Source organism: Streptomyces sp. NPDC050416, from assembly GCF_044458845.1.
Classification (GTDB): Bacteria; Actinomycetota; Actinomycetes; order Streptomycetales; family Streptomycetaceae; genus Streptomyces.
In genome coordinates, this window is the sequence record NZ_JBITII010000013.1 from 116,864 (window position 1) to 137,358 (window position 20,495).

18 protein-coding genes, 1 tRNA gene and 1 pseudogene are annotated in these 20,495 nt (G+C 70.1%); 12 read left to right on the plus strand and 8 right to left on the minus strand.

The window, feature by feature from the left end; genetic code table 11:
• Positions 1-91 precede the first annotated feature (91 nt).
• The 3 genes from ACIBL4_RS33665 (at position 92) to ACIBL4_RS33675 (ending at position 3,667) form a co-directional block, all read left to right on the plus strand.
• A complete protein-coding gene (locus ACIBL4_RS33665) occupies positions 92-574 on the plus strand; it encodes a glutathione peroxidase (protein ID WP_399415571.1) in 483 nt (160 codons plus the stop codon).
• Positions 575-626: 52 nt separating this feature from the next.
• Positions 627-2,912 carry an ATP-binding cassette domain-containing protein gene (locus tag ACIBL4_RS33670; RefSeq protein WP_399415572.1) on the plus strand — a complete coding sequence of 762 codons (2,286 nt, stop codon included), beginning with the start codon at positions 627-629 and terminating at the stop codon, positions 2,910-2,912.
• A 140-nt stretch (positions 2,913-3,052) separates the two neighbouring features.
• Positions 3,053-3,667: a PadR family transcriptional regulator gene (locus ACIBL4_RS33675; protein WP_399415573.1), complete on the plus strand. Its 615-nt coding sequence runs from the start codon at positions 3,053-3,055 to the stop codon at positions 3,665-3,667.
• Between the two features lie 40 nt (positions 3,668-3,707).
• Here ACIBL4_RS33675 and ACIBL4_RS33680 read toward each other — a convergent pair.
• From ACIBL4_RS33680 to ACIBL4_RS33690, 3 genes are all read right to left on the minus strand, one after another.
• Positions 3,708-3,781, minus strand: a tRNA-Pro gene (locus tag ACIBL4_RS33680).
• Positions 3,782-3,828: 47 nt separating this feature from the next.
• On the minus strand, positions 3,829-4,602 hold the full coding sequence (locus tag ACIBL4_RS33685; protein WP_399415574.1) for a Pr6Pr family membrane protein: 774 nt from the start codon (positions 4,600-4,602) through the stop codon (positions 3,829-3,831).
• 138 nt (positions 4,603-4,740) lie between these two features.
• On the minus strand, positions 4,741-5,667 hold the full coding sequence (locus ACIBL4_RS33690; RefSeq protein WP_399415575.1) for a metallophosphoesterase: 927 nt from the start codon (positions 5,665-5,667) through the stop codon (positions 4,741-4,743).
• 144 nt (positions 5,668-5,811) lie between these two features.
• Between ACIBL4_RS33690 and ACIBL4_RS33695 the strand changes: the two genes are divergently transcribed.
• Complete coding sequence (locus tag ACIBL4_RS33695; protein ID WP_020271803.1) at positions 5,812-6,276, plus strand: GatB/YqeY domain-containing protein; 465 nt, start codon at positions 5,812-5,814, stop codon at positions 6,274-6,276.
• 235 nt (positions 6,277-6,511) lie between these two features.
• Here ACIBL4_RS33695 and ACIBL4_RS33700 read toward each other — a convergent pair whose 3' ends face one another.
• Complete coding sequence (locus tag ACIBL4_RS33700) at positions 6,512-8,803, minus strand: transglycosylase domain-containing protein (protein ID WP_399415576.1); 2,292 nt, start codon at positions 8,801-8,803, stop codon at positions 6,512-6,514.
• Between the two features lie 579 nt (positions 8,804-9,382).
• Between ACIBL4_RS33700 and ACIBL4_RS33705 the strand changes: the two are divergent.
• Positions 9,383-10,623 (plus strand): annotated as a pseudogene (locus tag ACIBL4_RS33705) (IS110 family transposase).
• Between the two features lie 5 nt (positions 10,624-10,628).
• Here the strand turns inward: ACIBL4_RS33705 and ACIBL4_RS33710 are convergent.
• A complete protein-coding gene (locus ACIBL4_RS33710) occupies positions 10,629-11,330 on the minus strand; it encodes a hypothetical protein (protein WP_399415577.1) in 702 nt (233 codons plus the stop codon).
• Positions 11,331-11,818: 488 nt separating this feature from the next.
• On the opposite strand from ACIBL4_RS33710, the gene wblA reads away from it, so the two are divergent.
• Positions 11,819-12,157, plus strand: coding sequence for a transcriptional regulator WblA (gene wblA, locus ACIBL4_RS33715; protein WP_010031964.1), 339 nt, complete (start codon positions 11,819-11,821; stop codon positions 12,155-12,157).
• Between the two features lie 139 nt (positions 12,158-12,296).
• Here wblA and ACIBL4_RS33720 read toward each other — a convergent pair whose 3' ends face one another.
• Both ACIBL4_RS33720 and ACIBL4_RS33725 read right to left on the minus strand, forming a co-directional pair.
• Complete coding sequence (locus ACIBL4_RS33720) at positions 12,297-13,715, minus strand: ArsA family ATPase (RefSeq protein WP_399415578.1); 1,419 nt, start codon at positions 13,713-13,715, stop codon at positions 12,297-12,299.
• Between the two features lie 70 nt (positions 13,716-13,785).
• Positions 13,786-14,763, minus strand: a complete 978-nt coding sequence (locus ACIBL4_RS33725; protein ID WP_399415579.1) for an ArsA family ATPase — start codon at positions 14,761-14,763, stop codon at positions 13,786-13,788.
• Positions 14,764-14,892: 129 nt separating this feature from the next.
• Between ACIBL4_RS33725 and ACIBL4_RS33730 the strand changes: the two genes are divergently transcribed.
• The 4 genes from ACIBL4_RS33730 (at position 14,893) to ACIBL4_RS33745 (ending at position 17,518) form a co-directional block, all read left to right on the plus strand.
• Complete coding sequence (locus ACIBL4_RS33730) at positions 14,893-15,051, plus strand: DUF4177 domain-containing protein (protein WP_003991873.1); 159 nt, start codon at positions 14,893-14,895, stop codon at positions 15,049-15,051.
• Entirely contained in the window at positions 15,051-15,512 is a 462-nt protein-coding gene (locus tag ACIBL4_RS33735; protein WP_010031952.1) for a RidA family protein, read from the plus strand. The genes ACIBL4_RS33730 and ACIBL4_RS33735 overlap by 1 nt, the downstream gene beginning before the upstream one ends.
• A 300-nt stretch (positions 15,513-15,812) precedes the next feature.
• Positions 15,813-16,691, plus strand: coding sequence for an NUDIX hydrolase (locus ACIBL4_RS33740; protein ID WP_399415581.1), 879 nt, complete (start codon positions 15,813-15,815; stop codon positions 16,689-16,691).
• Positions 16,688-17,518, plus strand: coding sequence for an MBL fold metallo-hydrolase (locus ACIBL4_RS33745; protein ID WP_356922494.1), 831 nt, complete (start codon positions 16,688-16,690; stop codon positions 17,516-17,518). The genes ACIBL4_RS33740 and ACIBL4_RS33745 overlap by 4 nt, the downstream gene beginning before the upstream one ends.
• A gap of 76 nt (positions 17,519-17,594) precedes the next feature.
• On the opposite strand, the gene ACIBL4_RS33750 is transcribed toward ACIBL4_RS33745, so the two are convergent.
• Positions 17,595-18,269 carry a Crp/Fnr family transcriptional regulator gene (locus ACIBL4_RS33750; RefSeq protein ID WP_010031945.1) on the minus strand — a complete coding sequence of 225 codons (675 nt, stop codon included), beginning with the start codon at positions 18,267-18,269 and terminating at the stop codon, positions 17,595-17,597.
• 273 nt (positions 18,270-18,542) lie between these two features.
• On the opposite strand from ACIBL4_RS33750, the gene nth reads away from it, so the two are divergent.
• Complete coding sequence (gene nth, locus ACIBL4_RS33755; protein WP_399415582.1) at positions 18,543-19,697, plus strand: endonuclease III; 1,155 nt, start codon at positions 18,543-18,545, stop codon at positions 19,695-19,697.
• Positions 19,698-19,794: 97 nt separating this feature from the next.
• A complete protein-coding gene (locus ACIBL4_RS33760; RefSeq protein ID WP_399415583.1) occupies positions 19,795-20,490 on the plus strand; it encodes an NUDIX hydrolase in 696 nt (231 codons plus the stop codon).
• The last annotated feature ends 5 nt before the right edge of the window (positions 20,491-20,495 follow it).

Here is a 20,495-nt window from a genome sequence, read left to right on the forward strand (position 1 = left end):
CCACCCGGCGGACGATCCGTCGAGGGGTGCGCGAGGTCCCCGCGACGCGATGTCGACCACGTCCGGAGGGGGAGAACCTAGCGTGCACGGCATGACCGTCTTCGACATCCCCATCGCGGAACTGAACGGCCGGGCCGACCTGCTGTCCCGGCACCGCGGCCGGACCCTGCTCATCGTCAACGTCGCCTCCCGCTGCGCCCTGGCCGGCCAGTACGCCGGACTGGAGACACTCGCCCACCGTCACCGCGAGGACGGGCTCAGCGTCATCGCAGTGCCCTGCAACCAGTTCGGCGAGCAGGAGCCGGGCACCGCCGAGGAGATCGCCGACTTCTGCTCCGCGCGGCAGATCTCGTTCCCGTTCACCGAGAAGACCGACGTCAATGGAGCGGACCGCCACCCCCTCTACACCGCCTTGACCCCCTTCGCCGACGCGGAGGGCCACACCGGGGACGTGCGCTGGAACTTCGAGAAGTTCCTCGTCTCGCCCGCCGGCACATGCGTGGGGCGCTTCGGCCCCACGGTCGACCCGCAGGACCCCGAACTCCTGCGCGCCGTCCGCGCGCAGGTGCAGTGAGCCGACGAGTCACACCACCTCGACGGCTCACACGATGCAGAGAGGATGATTCGTGAACCAGACGCCGGTTACCGCAACCGACGAGGGCATTCAGGTCGTCGGTGCCCGAGAGAACAACCTGAAGGACGTCTCCCTCGTCATCCCCAAGAACCGGATCACAGTCTTCGTCGGCGTCTCCGGCTCCGGAAAGTCCTCCCTGGTCTTCGACACCGTCGCCGTGGAGGCCCAGCGGCAGCTCAACGCCACCTTCCCCTGGAACATCCGGCACGACCTGCCCAAGTTCGAACGGCCGCACGTGGACGCGGTCACCAGGCTGACCACCCCCGTGGTCGTCGACCAGCGGCCCCTCGGCGGCAACGCCCGCTCCACCGTCGGCACGGTCACCGACGTCTACACCGTGATGCGGGTGCTCTTCGCCAATCACGGCAACGACGGCCTCGGCCAGACATGGCTCTACTCCTTCAACGACCCCAAGGGCATGTGCCCCGAGTGCGAGGGCCTCGGCCGCGCCCGGCGCCCCAGCCCGGACCTCATGATCGACCTCGGCAAGTCGATCGCCGAGGGCGCCATCCTCCTGCCCGGCTACACCATCGGCAGCGCGAACTGGCAGTTCTACGCCAACTACGAGCACTTGGACGCCGAGAAGAAGCTCGCCGACTACACGGACGAGGAGATGCACACCCTGCTGCACGGCAGCAGCGGCACTGTCGAGGTGACCTACCCCAACGGCAACGTGCTGGCCCTGCGCTACGAGGGCCTGGTGGACAGCTTCGTCCGCCGCCACCTCAAGCGGGACACGGCAGGCATGAGCAAGGCCGCCCGCGACAAGGCGGCCGAGTTCTTCACCGAGGGGGTCTGCCCCACCTGCGAGGGCGCCCGGCTCAACCAGAAGGCGCTCGCCACCCGCATCGACGGCCACAACATCGCCGACTGGTCCCAGATGCAGGTCAGCGACCTCATCGGCGTGGTAGCCGCGCTCCGGGAGCGGCTGGACACGCCGCTGGTCACCACCATCATCGAGACGCTGGAGCAGATCCAGGCCATCGGCCTCGGCTACCTCACCCTCGACCGGGCCACCTCCACGCTCTCCGGGGGCGAGGGCCAGCGGCTCAAGCTCGTCAACCATCTCGGCAGCGAACTGACCGGCCTGACCTACATCTTCGACGAGCCCAGCGTGGGCCTGCACCCCCGTGACGTCAGCCGGCTCAACGACCTGCTGCGCGCACTGCGCGACAAGGGCAACACCGTCCTCGTCGTGGAGCACGACCCCGACGTCATGGCCGTCGCCGACCACGTCGTGGAGATCGGACCGCGGGCCGGCGTGCACGGCGGCACCATCGTCTTCGAAGGTGCCTACGAGGAACTCCGCGCCACCGACACGCTGACCGGGCAGGGCCTGCGGCGCACCGGCGGGATCAAGGAGACCCCCCGCCCCTGGGGCCGGACCCTCCCGATCCGGAACGCCACGGTGAACAACCTGAAGAACGTCTCCACCGAGATCCCGACCGGGGTCCTCACCGCCGTCACCGGCGTGGCCGGCGCGGGCAAGAGCTCCCTGATCGCCCAGGCCTTCCGCGCCCAGTACCCGGGGGCCGTCTTCGTCGACCAGTCGCCCATCCCGCGCTCCTCGCGGTCCACCCCGGCGAGCTACCTCAAGCTGATGGACCCGATCCGCAAGCTCTTCGCCAAGGCCAGTGGCGAGGACGCCAGCCTCTTCAGCTTCAACTCCAAGGGCGCGTGCGAGGAGTGCGAGGGCCGCGGCCTGCTCATCACCGAGGTCGCCTACATGGACCCGGTCACCACGCACTGCGAGGTCTGCGAGGGCCGCCGCTTCAAGGAGTCGGTGCTCCAGCACCGGGTGCGCGGCAAGAACATCGCGGACGTCCTGGAGATGTCCGCCGAGGAGGCGGGGGAGTTCTTCCTCTCAGGACCGCTGCGCGCCAAGGCCAACGCCCTGATCGAGACCGGCATTGGCTACCTCGGGCTCGGCCAGTCGCTGGCCACCCTGTCCGGCGGTGAGCGCCAGCGGCTCAAGCTCGCCGAGCGGCTCTCCGGCTCGGGCACGGTGTACATCCTCGACGAGCCGACCACCGGCCTCCACCTGTCCGACATCGACAACCTCGTCGGCCTGCTCAACCGGATCGTCGACCGGGGCAACACCGTCATCGTCATCGAGCACGACCCGGCGGTGATCTCCCAGGCCGACTGGGTCATCGACCTCGGGCCCGAGGGCGGCAACACCGGCGGCGAAATCGTCTTCACGGGCACCCCGGCCGAACTGGCGCGGGCAACGCACTCGCACACCGGACAGCACCTGAGCCTGTACCTGGTCCAGTAGGGCCCGCGCGGACCCTTGCGAACAGAACCTGATCGCAAGGGTCCGCAGCATGGTCGGTATCAGGTACGTCATGGTCGGTATCAGGTACGTCACGGTCGGTGTCAGGCACGGCGCCTGACCTCCCCGCCTACGCTGACCCCATGTCAGCGATCCGTCTCCTGGTGCTCGGCGCGGTCCGTCGGCACGGGCGGGCCCATGGCTACCAGGTCCGCAACGACCTGGAGTTCTGGGGCGCGCACGAGTGGTCCAGCGCCAAGCCCGGCTCGATCTACCACGCCCTGAAGCAGCTGGCGAAGCAGGGACTGCTGCGGGCGCACCAGATCGCCCCGTCCACGGCCGGCGGCCCGCCGCGCACGGAGTACAAGGTCACCGAGCAGGGCACCGACGAGTACTTCAGGCTGCTCCGGCAGTCGCTCACCGCCTACGACCAGCGGCAGGACGTGCTCACCACCGCGCTCGGTTTCATGGTCGACCTCGGCCGTGCGGAGGCCCTCGCCCTGCTCGAGCAGCGGGTGCGCGCCATCGAGGAGTGGCGGGCGACCGTGGTCAAGGACTACCTGCCCGCGCAGGGCCCGGAACAGCTCGGCCACATCGGCGAGATCATGAACTTCTGGGTCCACTCCGCCGACACGGGCGCGCAGTGGACCCGCGACCTCATCGAACGCATCCGCGCCGGCGCTTACACCTTCGCCGACGAGGGCGACCCATCTACCAGATTTCTCCCAACGATCCCCAGGAACCACTCAGGGGCCTGATCCACTCACTGGATCAGGCCCCTGACCTGGTACTTCCCTGTCGGGGTGGCGGGATTTGAACCCACGACCTCTTCGTCCCGAACGAAGCGCGCTGCCAAGCTGCGCTACACCCCGATGTCGCTGCTGTCGCGGCGACGACGTTTACTTTAGCCCACTGGTGGCTAGAGACGAAATCCGGTTTTCCAGGGGTGGCGGAGGGGGTTCGGGCGGGCGTGGTCGAGGGCCACGAGGAGGATCGCCAGGGCGTAGAAGGAGAGGCCCAGGAGGAGCGCGTTGCCGAGGACCTTCTTGTAGCCGTCCTGGTCGACGTCCAGGAAGGGGTAGAGGTAGCGGTCGGCGGTGCCCGGGAGGAGGAGCTCGCCTCGGATGAGGGAGAAGGCCAGGTAGGCCAGGGGGTAGAGCAACCACGTGCTGGCCTGGCGCAGGTGCAGGCGGCCGGGGGTCGTGAGCAGGAGCCAGTCCAGTACGGCCGCGATCGGGGTCAGCGTGTGGAGGGTGTGGTGGGCGACGGCCTGCCAGCCCGTCGGAGCGGCCGCGGCCTCGCCCGTGAGGGAGAAGGGGCTTGCCTCGTTCGCCAGGAGCAGGTGGTGCACCAGGGCCGCGATGACGACGTAGAGCAGGGTCGCGCCCAGGACGGCTCCTGGCAGCGGGCGGCCGGCCGTCCACGCGCGGCGGGCCGAGAGGGCCATGACCAGTGCGAGGAGGATGTTGCTCTGGATCGCGAAGTAGCCGAGGGTCCGGGACGGGTCGCCCAGGAGTATTTCGAGTGCCACGCCCGCGGTCGCCGCGAGGGCGACCAGCAGGCGGAAGGCCGCGGCCGCCGGGCGGCGGACCGGGGTGACGACGGCGGCGGCGGGGACGGGGAACGGCTTCAGCGCGGGCTTGCCCGGAATCGCGGGGAGATCCGGTATGTCCCGGGGTATCGGGGCGGTCATGCCCTCACGCTGACAGAAGCAGACATAGGGGGCGATTTGGGTGGGCTGTGTAGGTTAACGGGCCTCCCATTGACCCAAGAGCGACGCCTGCGAACCCTGCCGGCGTCCAGAGACTTCCGGCTGCTCCCGCTCCACCGGCTACTCCCGCCCCACCAGCGTCAGCAACGTCGCCTCCGGCGGGCACGCGAACCGTACCGGTGTGTAGCGGTTCGTGCCGCAGCCTGCCGAGACGTGCAGGTACGACGTACGACCCTCCGCCGTGTGCGTGGACAGGCCCTTCACGCGGTCCGTGTCCAGGTCGCAGTTGGTGACCAGGGCGCCGCGGAAGGGAATGCACACCTGGCCGCCATGGGTGTGGCCGGCCAGGATCAAGGGGTAGCCGTCGGCCGTGAAGGCGTCCAGCGTGCGCAGGTACGGCGCGTGGACCACGCCCATGGAGAAGTCGGCGGAGTCCGACGGGCCGCCGGCCACCTGCTCGTAGCGGTCCCGCTTGATGTGCGGGTCGTCCAGGCCCGTCAGCTCCAGTGAGACGCCGTCGATCTTGAGCGTGCCTCGCGTGTTGGTCAGGTTCAGCCAGCCCGCCGCGTCGAAGGCGTCCCGCATGTCCTCCCACGGGATGTGCGCCACGCCGACGGCCGGCGGGTTGCCGTTCAGGCCGTGGCGGCCCTGCACCTTTTCCCACAGGTAGCGGGTGGGGTTGCGGAACCGCGGGCCGTAGTAGTCGTTGGAGCCGAAGACGTACGCGCCCGGGAACTCCATGAGAGGGCCGAGCGCGTCCAGGACCTCCGGGATGCCCTCCGCGTCGGAGAGGTTGTCACCCGTGTTGATCACGAAGTCGGGGCGCAGGCCCGCCAGGGAACGCAGCCAGCGCTGCTTCTTGCGCTGGCCGCTGACCATGTGGATGTCGGAGACCTGCAACACGCGCAGCGGGCGCATTCCCGAGGGCAGGACCGGGACCGTGATCCGGCGGAGGCGGAAGGAGCGGGCCTCGAAGCCCGCCGAGTACAACAAACCGGCGGCACCAGCCGCCGCGATTCCCAAGGGGACTCCGTATCGCGCGCGCATGCGTCCATCGTGTCAGATCGCGCCGGTCGTCTCCGCCCGGCGGTGGCAGAAATCCCCTGAGGTCCCCGGGCCTTCAGCGTCCGTTGAAGCGCGACCCGCAAATCAAGGGGCGTTTGCCCGCCCGCACCTGCGACAATCAACCTCATGACCACGCTCAAGTCGAAGCTGCAGGACGACCTCAACGCCGCGATCAAGGAGCGCGACGAGCTCCGCTCCTCGACGCTCCGGCTGACCCTCGCCGCGATCACCAAGGAGGAGGTCGCGGGCAAGGAGAAGCGCGAGCTCTCCGACGACGAGGTGCAGAAGGTGATCACCCGGGAGGCGAAGAAGCGCCGCGAGGCGGCCGAGGCCTTCGCGCAGGGTGGTCGCGCCGAGAGTGCGGAGCGGGAGAAGGCGGAGGGCGAGGTGCTCGCCGCGTACCTGCCGAAGCAGCTCAGCGACGACGAGCTGAACCGGATCGTCGCCCAGGCCGTCGAGGAGGCGAAGGCGGCCGGGGCGGAGGGGCCGCGGGCCATGGGTGCGGTCATGAAGATCGTGAACCCGAAGGTCGCGGGCCAGGCCGAGGGCGGCCGCGTCGCCGCGGCCGTGAAGAAGATCCTCGCGGGCTAGGGAGACCCACTGGTCGCCGGGCGCGCGGATGCCCCGTCGCCGCCGCCGGGAAGTGCGTGCGATGGGAAGGGCCGATCGTGTACAACGGCCGGACCGTTGCGTACGACTCGATCGGCTCGCAGCACTGCGGCTGACAAACACGCGGCCCCTTCCCGCCGTACGAAGATCTTCGTACGGCGGGAAGGGGCCGTCCGCGTTCAGGACACCGCCTCGGCCGTGCCAGGAGGCAACCGAGTCAGCCGCGCCCCCCGTTCCCGTTCCCCCCGTTGCCCTGACCCCGGATGAACCCCTCCGGGATGGAGAACGAAGGCGTCGGGAAGGTCTCGTCGCCCCCGCCGCCGTTGTTGCCGCCGACCAGGCCGCCGATGAAGCCGCCGTTGTCGTTGTCGCCGTTGCCCCCGTCGCCGCGGCCCTCGTCGTCGTCGCTGTCGCCGCGGTCCCGGTCGACGCCGGGGGGGATGTGGACGGTGTTGAAGTTCTCGACGGGCTTGCCCTCCAGCGCGCCGGTCATCATGTCGCCCCAGATCGGCCCGGGGACCTCGCCGCCGAAGACCTTGTCGTGCGGGACGCCGCCGATGGTGATGTTGACCATCTTCCGCTTGTGCGCCGGGTCGCCGACCCACACGGCACCGGCCAGGTTCGGCGTGTAGCCCACGAACCAGGCCGCGTAGCGCTCGTCGGTCGTACCGGTCTTACCGGCGCTGGGGCGGCTGCCGAGGCCGGCCTTCTTGCCCGTACCGTCCTCGACGACGCCCCGCAGCAGCGTGTTGATGGTGTCGGCGGTCTTCTCCGACATCGCGCGCGAGCAGGTCGACTTCGGGACCGGGAGCGACTTCTTGCTGTCGCCGACGCGCTGGCTGATCGACTCGATGGCGACCGGCGTGCAGTACATGCCGCGCGAGGCGAACGTGGCGTACGCGTTCGCCATGGTCAGCGGGGACATCTCCTGGGTGCCGAGGGCGAGGGAGGGCACCTGGGGCATCTTCTTGCCGTCGGCCCGCTCGACGCCCATCTTCTTCGCCATCTTCGTCACGGGGCAGATGCCGATGTCGCTGATCATCTGCACGTAGTAGGTGTTGACCGACTTGGCGGTCGCCTCCCTCATGTCGTACGGACCGACCTCGGACCTGTTCTCGTTGGCGACCTCGGCGGGGTCGTTCGGATCGTTCTTCCAGGTCCTGCCGTTGCAGGCCGCGACCGGGCTCGGGTACTGCATCTCGTACGGCGAGGGGTACACCTTGTTCGCCGGCATGCCGTCCTCGAGGGCCGCGGCGGCCACGATCGGCTTGAACGTCGAACCGGGCTGGTAGCCGACACCGCCGCCCATGTCGTCGTTGACGGACAGGTTGAGGGTCGTCTGGCCCTTCTTGATGTCGACGCCGTACGGACGTGACTGGCCCATCGCGACGATCTTCCCGGTGCCGGGTTCGACGAGGGTGGCCGCGGTCGCCACGTCGTCGCTCGTGTAGACGTGCTCCTTGATCGACCGCTGCGCCGACTCCTGGGCCTTCGGGTCGAGGGTGGTGCGGATCGTCAGGCCGCCCTGGTTCCAGACCTTCGCCCGCGCCTCCTGGGTCTTGCCGAAGACCGGGTCGTTCAGGAAGACCTCGCGCACGTAGTCGCAGAAGAAGCCCGCGCCCTTGACCGCCGTGATGCAGCCGTTCTTGGGCTTGCTGACCTTCAGGCCCAGCGGCGCCTTCATCGCCTCGGCGGCCTGCGCCCGGGAGATGTCGCCGACGTCGGCCATGCGCCGGAGCACGGTGTTGCGGCGCTTGGTGGCCTCCGCCTCGTCGTTGACCGGGTCGTACCGGCTGGGCGACTGGACGATGCCGGCGAGGAGGGCCGCCTCCTGGACGTTCAGGTCCTTGGCGGACTTGGAGAAGTAGCGCCGGGCCGCCGCCTCGACGCCGTAGGCCTGCTGGCCGAAGAACGTGATGTTGAGGTAGTTCTCGAGGATCTTCTTCTTCCCGAGCTCCTCCTCGACCTGGATCGCGTACTTCAGTTCGCGGATCTTGCGGCCGATGGTCTGCTGGGTGGCCTGCGCGACCTTCGTCGGGTCGTCGCCGGCCTCCTCGACGAAGACGTTCTTCACGTACTGCTGCGTCAGGGTCGAGGCGCCCTGGGCGACCTCACCGCTGCGCGCGTTCTTGTTGAGGGCGCGCAGCACGCCCTTCAGGTCGACCGCGCCGTGCTGGTAGAAGCGCGAGTCCTCGATCGCGACGATCGCCTTCTGCATGTACGGCGAGATGTTCTTGAGGGGGACCACCGTGCGGTCGCGCGAGTAGACCGTGGCGATCTGGCCGCCGTCGGCGTCGAGGATCGTGGTGCGCTGGCTCAGGGGCGGGGTCTTCATGGTGGCCGGGAGTTCGTCGAAGCTCTCGACCGATCCCTTCGCCGCCAGCCCCAGCGCGCCCACCGCGGGCAGCGCGATACCGGCCAGCACGGCTCCCGCGAGAACACTGACACCGAGGAACTTGGCGGCCTGCTGCGTGGGAGACAGACCACCGCCCGAGCGCTTCTTTGGCATGAGGGCAGCCTAATCCGTAGTTATGAGCGATCCGCAGGAGCGGGTGCTTCTCGGAGCGTTCGAGTACCAGACCGTGACATCCAGGTGCAGCCGGGCCGTGGAGGCCTCAACGTAGATCGGTGCACGGTCTGGTGCGAGTGGTGGCGGTCACGTAGGCGCTGGGCGGACGCCTTCTAACGCCCAGACCTCGACGTCTCCAGGCAGAGCGGCGGCGCCCGGCGTCTCCGTGGCCGCCACCACAAAGGGTGTTGGCGCCCGTCGGCGTTGGACGCACGCCTATAACTCACCCGGCATCGATGCCTATTAAGAGAGCGGCGGGGTCCAGGGCCGTCGCGCGTCAACACCTCTCGACTTGACCCCTCGTTTGTGTTGGTGGTGCGAGCCCATCGCGCGGTGACCTCTCGATACGCCCGAGCCGTCTGAGCTCCCGCATAGACCGAGGCCCGTGGGATGTGCTGGTGCCACGAACGGCTAGTGAGGTGGCGGCCCGACCGTGTTGCGGTCGAGGCCTGGGATTAGGTCGCTGCGTGGCCCGCATGCGCTCGTGACCAGCGCAAACGCCGGACTCTGGGGAGGGGAATCTTGATCTACTGCGGAATCGACTGGGCGGAACGAACCCACGACGTCGCCCTGGTCGACGACACCGGTCAACTGCTGGCCAGCGGCACATCACCGACGACACGGCTGGCTACAAGATCCTGCTGGAACTGCTCGCCGAGTACGGCGATACCGAGGACAACCCGATCCCGGTCGCGATCGAGACCTCCCGCGGCCTGCTGGTCGCCGTCCTGCGGACCGGCAGGCGCAAGGTGTTCGCGATCAACCCGATGGCCGCCGCCCGCTACCGCGACCGGCACAGCGTCTCCCGCAAGAAGTCCGACCCCGGCGACGCCCTGGTCCTCGCCAACATCCTCCGCACCGACATGCACGCCCACCGGCCCCTGCCCGAGGACTCCGACCTCGGCCGCGCGATCTCCGTCCTGGCCCGCGCTCAGCAGGACTCTTTGTGGAACCGGCAGCAGCTCGCCAACCAGCTCAGGTCCCTGCTGCGCGAGTACTACCCCGCCGCCCTGGCCGCCTTCGCAGCCTGGACCAACGGCCTGTGCAGGCCCGAGGCACGCGAACTCCTCAAGACGGCGCCGACCCCGACTCGGGCCGCCCGGCTGACCCGCACCCAGATCCAGGCCGCCCTCAAGCGAGCCGGCCGCCAGCGCGGCATCGAAGCCGAGGCAGAGCGCCTCCGCGAAGTCTTCCGCGGTGAGTGGGCCCATCAGCCGCCGCTGGTCGAGGACGCGCTCGGCAAGCAGATGCTCGCCCTCCTCATCCAACTGGACGCGGCCTGCATCGCCGCCGACAACCTCGCCGAAGCAGTCGAAGAGACCTCCCCGCAGCACCCGGACGCCGAGATCCTGCTGAGCTTCCCCGGACTCGGCATCCAGCTTGCCGCCCGCGTCCTGGCCGAGATCGGCGACGACCGCGCCCGCTTCGCCGACGCCCGCGGCCTGAAGGCCTACGCCGGCTCCTCGCCCATTACCCGCGCCTCCGGCAAGAAGTCCGCCATCACCAGACGCTGGGTGAAGAACGACCGGCTCAACCACGCCGGCTACCTCTGGGCCTTCGCCTCCCTTCGGGCATCCACTGGGGCCAACGCCCACTACCGACGCCGACGAGAACAAGGCGACTGGCACGCCGCCGCCCAGCGCAACCTCTTCAACCGCATGATCGGACAGCTCTACCACTGCCTGAAGCAGGGCAGCACCTACGACGAGTCGCTCGCCTTCGGCGCCCCTCCCACCGAGGCCGTTGTCACTGCGGCTTGAGACGGTCAGCGGGGAGTGAGGCAGGCTTCGAGGGCGGCTCGCTGTTGCGGCGGCAGGTGATCGCCGAGGGGGACTTTGCGGGGGCTGTGCTCGCCCTCGCAGAGCCAGCTCTGTTCGTCATCGTCGAACCACCAGTCCTCGGCGCCCCACATGGGGTGCCCCTGAAGCAGGTGTCTGGCCAACGCCTCGCTCGCCTCAGGCGCCCCCTGAGCGACTAGAGCCTCGGCCACCGCCATCACGGCCTCCTCCGGAACCGCCGCGTCGCCGAGCACAGGCAGAAGAAGGAGAAGACGGGCGTGAGGATCGGTGACGCCTGCCGCACCCAGTGGTGCCTTCAGCACGGCGGCGAGCTCGGGCCAGCACAGCCCGGGGCCGATGCGGTCCTGATCGTCGCTGGCCAGGACGAGATCCTGGCTCCAGTCGGGATGCGTGAGGAAGTAGTCCGTGGTCGTGAACTCCTCGCCGCTGTTGAAGTGCACGACGATCGCGAAGCCGCCGGCCAGCGGCACCGTGAACATGGGCCACGCCGACCGGTCGTGGAGCGTCTCCAGCACGGCCTCCGCATCGCCCGCGTCCGATCCGAAGGACTCAGGCGCGAACCCCTCAGCCAGGTCCGCCAAGTACGCCGGCCAGAAGCCCGGCTCGTCCAGGAGCGGGTGCCCGTCCACGACAGGCGACGAGGAGTACCAGTGCCGTGCCATCACCATGCCGGGATTCTCTCCCAACCCGGTCAGAACTGTTCGAAGACCCCGGCCCTCACCGCCGACCGACTTGACGGCATAGGAACGTGAGGTGTCTACGTTCTCATTCGCCGGACAGGCGTATAGGCCTTGGCCTAAGCTGCTCTCAACTGTCACAGCAGTGAGGCCACGTATCAATACGTCCGGCGACCCCGAATCGTTCCGGATGTTCCCCAACTTTTTTGGTGGGGTCGTGTCCGAATCCGCCTTGTGTGTCTTGCGGCGTCCGTTGTGACGCATGCGAACTGTCCTGGTTTGCCGGGAAGGTTACGTATGTCGCCAGCTCACTCCCCCGGGTGATCTGCCGCTTACCCATAGTCCGTTCGGACCATTCAAGATTGGGCCCGCTGGGGGTGTTGCGCTGTGCCCACCTTCCGTAACGTCCTCAACTGGCGGCGGTGAATATGCCGCTGCCGCCGTGGGGGAGCCTCGATTCGGGAGAGGACGGCGCCGGTATGGGCTGGGTAGTCGACTGGAGTGCGCAGGCGGCCTGCCGCACTACCGATCCGGATGAACTGTTTGTTCAAGGAGCGGCGCAGAACAGGGCCAAGGCGGTGTGCACCGGATGCCCGGTGCGCACGGAATGCCTGGCCGACGCGCTGGACAACCGCGTCGAGTTCGGCGTGTGGGGAGGCATGACGGAGCGGGAGCGCCGCGCACTGCTGCGCAGGCGGCCCACCGTGACCTCCTGGCGCCGGCTGCTGGAGACGGCGCGTACGGAGTACGAGCGCGGCACGGGCATCGTGCCCCTCGACGACGACGAGGTCTACGAGAACTACGCGGCGGTGAGCTGAGGGGTTCCCTCCGGGAGCTCCGAAGGTCCGAGGGCCCTGTACGGGCCCTTCACCATCACCGGGCTGCCCGCAGGCACTTGCTCAGGCTCTGGCCTCGGACAGGCACTTGGCCAGGCTCTGGCCTCGTGCAGGCACGTGCTCAGGCGCTCGCCTCGGGTCGGGTGTTCGCGTCCGGCAGCTCGGAGTCGTCGGTGGGGTCGGGAAGCTCGCGCTCGTCCGCCGCGAGCCGGTCACCGATGTCACGCAGTCCCGCGAGGTCGTGCACATCGCCGGGCAGCGCGCCCACTTCCGTCACGGCCACCTCGGGGTGGAGCGCGGTGAAGCGGTCACGCGTGCGCTGCTCACGGGAGAGCAGCCGCATCCGTTCGGCGTGCAGCCTCAGCAGGCCTGCCGTGAGCTGGTCGACGGACCGCTCGATGTTCTCGGTGTCCTCAGCGTCCTCGGCGGGGGAGCCACCGTCAGAAGCCTCAGCAACAGCCCGAGCTGGTGTTTCGGATGTGGGAGAGCCTGAACTGTCATAGGTTTCGGGGGAGTTACGAAGTACTGCTTTCCCGCCCTCCTGATCCACAATGCGGGGCTCTTCAAGATTTTCCGCGGCGGCGAGCGCCCGCTCCGCCGACAGCCGGCCGGCGCCGCTGCCGTGGACCCGGTTGAGCACCAGCCCGGCGAGCGGCATGTCCTCCGCGGCCAGCCGCTCCACGAAGTACGCGGCCTCGCGCAGCGCGTCCCGCTCCGGGGCCGCGACCACGAGGAACGCCGTGCCGGGCGCCTGGAGCAGCTTGTACGTGGCGTCCGCACGCGTGCGGAACCCGCCGAAGGTCGTGTCCATCGCGGACACGAACGTCTGGACGTCCTTGAGGAGCTGGCCGCCGAGCAGCTTGCCGAGGGTGCCGGTCATCATCGACATCCCGACGTTCAGGAACTTCATGCCGGCGCGGCCGCCCAGCTTCGCCGGTGCCGTCAGCAGCCGGATCAGCCGCCCGTCCAGGAACGACCCGAGCCGCTTGGGCGCGTCCAGGAAGTCCAGCGCCGAGCGGGAGGGCGGGGTGTCGACGACGATCAGGTCCCACTCGTCCCTGGCCCGCAGCTGCCCGAGCTTCTCCATCGCCATGTACTCCTGCGTGCCCGCGAAGCCCGCCGAGAGCGACTGGTAGAAGGGGTTGCCCAGGATCGCGGCGGCCCGCTCGGGATCCGCGTGCGCCTCGACGATCTCGTCGAAGGTGCGCTTCATGTCGAGCATCATCGCGTGCAGCTCGCCGCCCGCGGAGTCGTCGATGCCCTTCACCCGGCGCGGCGTGTTGTCGAGGGAGTCGATGCCCATGGACTGGGCGAGCCGGCGGGCAGGGTCGATGGTGAGGACGACGACCTTGCGGCCCCGCTCGGCCGCGCGCAGCCCCAGGGCCGCCGCGGTCGTGGTCTTGCCGACGCCGCCCGAGCCGCAGCACACCACGATGCGGGTCTTCGGGTCCTCCAGCAGCGGGTCGATGTCGAGCACGCGCGCGGGGGACAGGTGGTGGCGGGCCGGGTCGTGGGTGTGGGCCGGGTCCGGACGACTCATGACATCCCCTGCTTCCGACTCATGACGGGCCTTGCCTGTGTGCTGTTCCCGGTGCCGGGGTCTGCCCGGCTCATGACACGCCCTGCTCGCGCAGCTCGCGGGCCAGCTCGTACAGCCCCGCCAGGTCCATGCCCTCGGCGAACAGCGGCAGTTCGTGCAGCGGCAGGCCCAGCTCGGTGAGCACCGCGCGCTGCTCGTGCTCCAGCGCGTACCGCTCGGCGTACTCCTCGGCCTGCCTGAGGAGCGGATCCACCAGCCGCTCCGCGCGCCCGCCGCGCCGCGCCCCGCCGAGCCCGGCGGACGACAGCGACCGCGCAACCGTGGAACGCGGGACCGTCCGGACGAGTTCCAGGTCGTCCGCGTCCAACACCTCCGGCCGCACCATGTTCACGATGATCCGCCCCACCGGCAGCCGCGCCGACCGCAGCTCGGCGATGCCGTCCACCGTTTCCTGGACGGGCATCTCCTCCAGCAGCGTCACCAGGTGCACGGCCGTCTCCGGCGACTTCAGCACCCGCATCACCGCCTGGGCCTGATTGTGTATCGGGCCGATCTTGGCGAGCCCGGCGACCTCGTCGTTGACGTTGAGGAAGCGCGTGATGCGGCCCGTGGGCGGGGCGTCCATGACGACGTAGTCGTAGGCGAACCGCCCGCTCTTGTCCTTGCGCCGTACCGCCTCGCACGCCTTGCCGGTGAGGAGTACGTCCCTCAGGCCGGGCGCGATGGTGGTGGCGAAGTCGATCGCGCCGAGCTTCTTCAGGGCCCGCCCTGCGCCTCCCAGTTTGTAGAACATCTGGAGGTAGTCCAGAAGGGCCAGTTCGGGGTCGATGGCCAGCGCGTACACCTCCCCGCCCCCGGGAGCGACCGCGATTTTCCGTTCCTCATAAGGCAGCGCCTCCGTTTCGAAGAGCTGCGCGATTCCCTGGCGGCCCTCGACCTCGACGAGAAGCGTCCGCTTCCCCTCCGTGGCCAGGGCCAGCGCTAGGGCCGCGGCCACCGTGGTCTTGCCGGTACCGCCCTTGCCGCTGACGACCTGGAGCCTGCTCACGTATTCGAGCCTAACCAGTCCGTGCCCGGGCTACGCGGGAGGCTGTGGACAACCGTCGGCGAGGCGGGCGGACGCCCGGGGCGTGGTCGGCCGCGTGACCCCTCTCCGGCAGCGGCTAGAGTCGGCCGCATGACCAAGTGGGAATACGCAACCGTGCCGCTGCTCGTCCACGCCACGAAGCAGATTCTGGACACCTGGGGCGAGGACGGCTGGGAGCTCGTCCAGGTCGTGCCCGGGCCGAACAACCCCGAGCAGCTCGTGGCCTACCTGAAGCGGGAGAAGCAGTAATGGGCGCCGTCGAGGCGAAACTGGCCGAGCTCGGCCTGACCCTGCCCGACGTCGTCCCGCCGCTCGCCGCGTACCAGCCGGCCGTGCAGTCCGGGCCGTACGTGTACACCGCCGGGCAGCTCCCCATGGTGGAGGGCAAGCTTCCGGTCACCGGCAAGGTCGGTGCGGAGGTCACCCCGGAGGAGGCCAAGGAGCTGGCACGCACGTGTGCGCTGAACGCCCTGGCCGCCGTCAAGTCCGTCGCCGGTGACCTGGACCGCATCGCGCGCGTGGTGAAGGTCGTCGGCTTCGTGGCCTCGGCCTCGGACTTCACGGGCCAGCCCGCGGTGCTGAACGGCGCCAGCGAGCTGCTCGGCGAGGTCCTCGGCGACAAGGGCGTGCACGCGCGCAGCGCGGTGGGCGTGGCGGTGCTGCCGCTGGACGCACCGGTGGAGGTCGAGATCCAGGTGGAGCTCGCCTGACCCCGGTGGTCCTAGGGCCTGTCGTTTGGATCAGGTCGCAGACGCGGGGTCTGGCACGCGCATCTGCCGCGTTGTCGTCAGTCGCCAACTCCCCCACGCTCGGCTTCGCTCGCGCGGGCGGTGCCCCCATCGCGTTGACTCCCTCCTCCGCCTTGCAGCTGCACGCACCAGACCCCGCTCACCGGCGCTGACGAGATGCCGTCGATTCCCTGCGACCTGATCCAAACGACAGGCCCTAGCTGCGGAATCCGCCCCCGGGGCCACTCGAACATCCGCCCGTCACGGGATAGCCTCGCGCCCATGGCGAACGGTCAGTGGTACCCCCCGGAGTGGCCGGACCGCATCCGCGCACTCGCGGCCGGCTCCCTCGCCCCGGTGCCCCCCAAGCGCGCGGCCACCGTCATGCTCCTGAAGGACACCGGCGCCGGCCCCGCCGTCCACATGCTGCGCCGACGCGCCTCCATGGCTTTCGCCGGAGGCGCGTACGCCTATCCGGGCGGCGGCGTCGACCCCCGGGACGACGACCACCAGGTCCGCTGGGCGGGCCCCACGCGCGCGTGGTGGGCGGACCGGCTCGGTGTCGACGAGACGACGGCCCAGGCGATCGTCTGCGCGGCCGTCCGGGAGACGTACGAGGAGGCGGGCGTGCTGCTCGCCGGCGAGACGCCCGACTCGGTCGTCGGCGACACCACCGGCGCCGGCTGGGAGGCCGACCGTGCCGCCCTGGGCGCCCGGGACCTGTCCTTCGCGGAGTTCCTGGACCGCCGCGGCCTGGTCCTGCGCTCCGACCTGCTCGGTGCCTGGACCCGCTGGATCACCCCGGAGTTCGAGGCCCGCCGCTACGACACCTGGTTCTTCGTGGCCGCCCTCCCCGAAGGGCAGCGCACCCGCAACGCCTCCACGGAGGCCGACCGTACGGTGTGGATCGCCCCGGGCGAGGCGGCGGCCGGGTACGACAGGGGCGAGCTGCTGATGATGCCGCCGACCATCGCGACCCTGCGTCAGCTGACGGCGTACGGGAGCGCGGCCGAGGCACTCGCGGCCGCCCCTGCCCGGGACCTCACACCCGTCCTGGCCACCGCCCGCCTGGTGGACGGCGAGATCCTGCTCTCCTGGCCGGGCCACGACGAGTTCACCATGCACATCCCGACCGCCCCGACCGGTGGAGCCAGCGCATGACGGACGCAGCAGCCCTTCCCGGCCAGCCCCGGGGCGGCGTCCTCTCGGGGCCCGCCACCGCGCGGGCCGTCAACGTCCTGGCCCCCAACCCGTCGGCGATGACCCTGGACGGCACGAACACCTGGATCCTCTCCGAGCCCGACTCGGACCTGGCGGTGGTGGTCGACCCGGGTCCCCTCGACGACGGGCACCTGCGCCGTGTCGTCGCCACGGCCGAGCAGGCCGGCAAGCGCGTCGCCCTGACCCTGCTGACCCACGGTCATCCCGACCACGCGGCGGGCGCCGCCCGGTTCGCGGAACTGACCGGCACGCGCGTGCGCGCGCTCGATCCGGCACTGCGGCTGGGCGACGAGGGCCTGGCCGCCGGAGACGTGATCACCACTGGTGGCCTCGAACTGAGGATCGTCCCCACGCCCGGCCACACCGCCGACTCCCTGTCCTTTCATCTCCCGGCGGACCAGGCCGTCCTGACGGGCGACACGATCCTGGGCCGCGGGACGACGGTCGTGGCCCACCCCGACGGCCGTCTCGGCGACTACCTGGACACCCTGCGGCGCCTCAGGTCCCTCACGGTCGACGACGGTGTCCACACGGTGCTCCCGGGCCACGGTCCGGTCCTGGAGGACGCCCAGGGCGCCGTGGAGTACTACCTCGCCCACCGCGCCCACCGCCTGGCCCAGGTCGAAACGGCCGTCGAGGACGGCTACCGCACCCCCGCGCAGGTCGTCGCCCACGTCTACGCCGACGTGGACCGCTCCCTGTGGCCGGCGGCGGAGCTGTCGGTGCGGGCTCAGTTGGACTACCTGGAGGAGCACGGGCTCATCTGACCGTGCCCCGTACGACATCGGGCCCCGTCTCGCGAGGAGACGGGGCCCGATGTCGTACGGCCAGGGTGCCTGCGCGTCAGCGCGAGCGCTTGGCGAGGCGTTCCACGTCCAGGAGGATCACCGCGCGGGCCTCCAGGCGCAGCCAGCCGCGCTGGGCGAAGTCCGCCAGTGCCTTGTTGACCGTCTCGCGGGAGGCGCCGACGAGCTGGGCCAGCTCCTCCTGCGTGAGGTCGTGGACGACGTGGATGCCCTCCTCTGACTGCACGCCGAACCGGCGCGAGAGGTCCAGCAGGGCCCGGGCGACGCGGCCCGGGACGTCCGAGAAGACGAGGTCGGACATCGCGTCGTTGGTCTTGCGCAGCCGGCGCGCGACGGCGCGCAGGAGCGCCGTGGCCACCTCGGGGCGGGCGTTCAGCCAGGGCTGGAGGTCGCCGTGGCCGAGGCCGAGCAGCTTGACCTCGGTCAGCGCCGTGGCGGTCGCGGTGCGCGGGCCCGGGTCGAACAGCGACAGCTCGCCGATGAGCTCGCCGGGGCCGACCACGGCCAGCATGTTCTCGCGGCCGTCGGGGGACGTGCGGTGGAGCTTGACCTTCCCCTCCGTGACCACGTACAGGCGGTCGCCGGGGTCACCCTCGTGGAACAGCGAGTCACCGCGCGCGAGGGTCACCTCACTCATGGAGGCGCGGAGCTCCGCGGCCTGCTCGTCGTCGAGCGCCGCGAAGAGCGGATTGCGCCGCAGAACGTCGTCCACGAGTTCTCTCCTTGTCGACCTGCTCAGGGGCTGTTGCCCCCGCGTACCAAGGCACCGTGGTGCCCATTTTGCCGGACGGTCCAAACAGTGTGATCTGTCACAAGGATGCCGCACACGTGTCCCGGGGTACGCGGCAGGGGTCCAATTGGACGCCGATCTTCGGGGTCCGGGGCGGATGTCGGTGCCGGGCCTTAGGCTGGCCGGGTGTCCAAATCGCCGGTGAGAGCACAGGCCGAGGGGGCTGGGCGGGTGGTTGTACGTCGCGATTCCGCTGTGGGCGAACAGAGCCCCGATGGCGGTAGGAAAACGGCGAAAGCGACAGGGGAGGCCGAGCCTTCCGGGAAGTCGGCGCCGGCGAAGAAGGCCCTTGCCAGTAGGGCCGGGGCCGCGAGCAAGCAGGCATCCGCGATGCAGGCAGCGGCTGTGAAGAAGGCGGCGTCCGCGAAGAAGGCCGCGTCTGCGAAGAAGGCCGCGTCTGGCGAGAAGGTCGCGTCTGCCACGAAGGCGGCGTCTGGCAAGAAGGCTGCGGCTGCGAAAAGGGCCGCGCCTGCGAAAAAGGCCCCCGCCGCCAAGAAGGTCACCGTCGCACCCAAGAAGGCCACGGCCCGCATCAAGGGCACCGCCCCGGCCAGGACCGTCGTCCACCCGCCGAGTGGCGAGTCGCGTACCGCCCTGGTCCGCCGAGCCCGCCGTATCAACCGCGAGCTCGCCGAGGTCTACCCGTACGCCCACCCCGAGCTGGACTTCGCCAACCCCTTCCAGCTGGTCGTCGCCACGGTCCTGTCCGCCCAGACCACCGACCTGCGCGTCAACCAGACGACCCCCGCCCTCTTCGCCAAGTACCCCACCCCCGAGGACCTGGCCGCCGCCAACCCGGAGGAGGTGGAGGAGATCCTCCGCCCGTGCGGCTTCTTCCGGGCCAAGACGAAGTCGGTCATAGGGCTGTCCAAGGCCCTGGTGGAGGACTTCGGCGGTGAGGTCCCCGGCCGGCTGGAGGACCTGGTCAAGCTGCCCGGCGTCGGCCGCAAGACCGCGTTCGTCGTGCTCGGGAACGCCTTCGGCCGGCCCGGCATCACCGTGGACACGCACTTCCAGCGCTTGGTGCGCCGCTGGCAGTGGACCGCCGAGACCGACCCGGACAAGATCGAGGCCGCGGTCGGCGCGCTCTTCCCGAAGAGCGACTGGACGGACCTCTCGCACCACGTGATCTGGCACGGCCGCCGTATCTGCCACGCCCGCAAGCCCGCCTGCGGCGCCTGCCCGATCGCCCCGCTGTGCCCGGCGTACGGCGAGGGCGAGACCGACCCGGAGAAGGCGAAGAAGCTGCTCAAGTATGAGAAGGGCGGCTTCCCCGGCCAGCGTCTGAACCCCCCGCAGGCCTACCTGGACGCGGGCGGCAAACCGGCGCCGCCGCTGGGGGCCGGATGAGCTGCCCCACGAGCCCCCCGATCAGGGGATCGCGGCCGTTCGCGGAACGATCTCAGGGGCGCCGCGCGTTGGATGCGGCAGGACGACGGGGGTGGCGATGACACGGGCGAGCGACACACAGGGCGGACCGGTGACCGTGAGCAAGGAGGGCCTGCCCGGCTGGCTGGACCCGGTGGTGCACGCCGTGGAGACGGTCCGGCCGCGGCAGCTGAGCCGCTTCCTGCCCCCGGAGGACGGCGCCGGGCGACAGTCCGCCGTGCTGATCCTTTTCGGGGAGGGCGAGCGCGGGCCGGAGCTGCTGCTCATGGAGCGTGCGAGCTCCCTGCGCTCGCACGCCGGGCAGCCCTCCTTCCCCGGCGGCGCCCTCGACCCGGAGGACGGCGACCCGCGGGGCGACGGCCCGCTGCGGGCGGCCCTGCGCGAGGCGGAGGAGGAGACCGGCCTCGACCCCTCGGGCGTCCAGCTGTTCGGCGTCCTGCCCAGGCTCTACATCCCGGTCAGCGGCTTCGTCGTCACCCCGGTGCTGGGCTGGTGGCGTGAGCCCAGCCCGGTCGGGGTCGTCGATCCGAACGAAACCGCCAGGGTCTTCACCGTCCCCGTGGCGGATCTCACGGACCCGGCGAACCGCGCCACCACCGTCCACCCCAGCGGCCACCGCGGTCCGGCATTTCTGGTCGAATCGGCACTTGTCTGGGGTTTCACGGCCGGAATCATCGACCGGCTGCTGCACTACGCGGGCTGGGAGCGGCCCTGGGACCGCGAGAAGCAGGTCCCGCTCGACTGGCGCGCATGACAGGG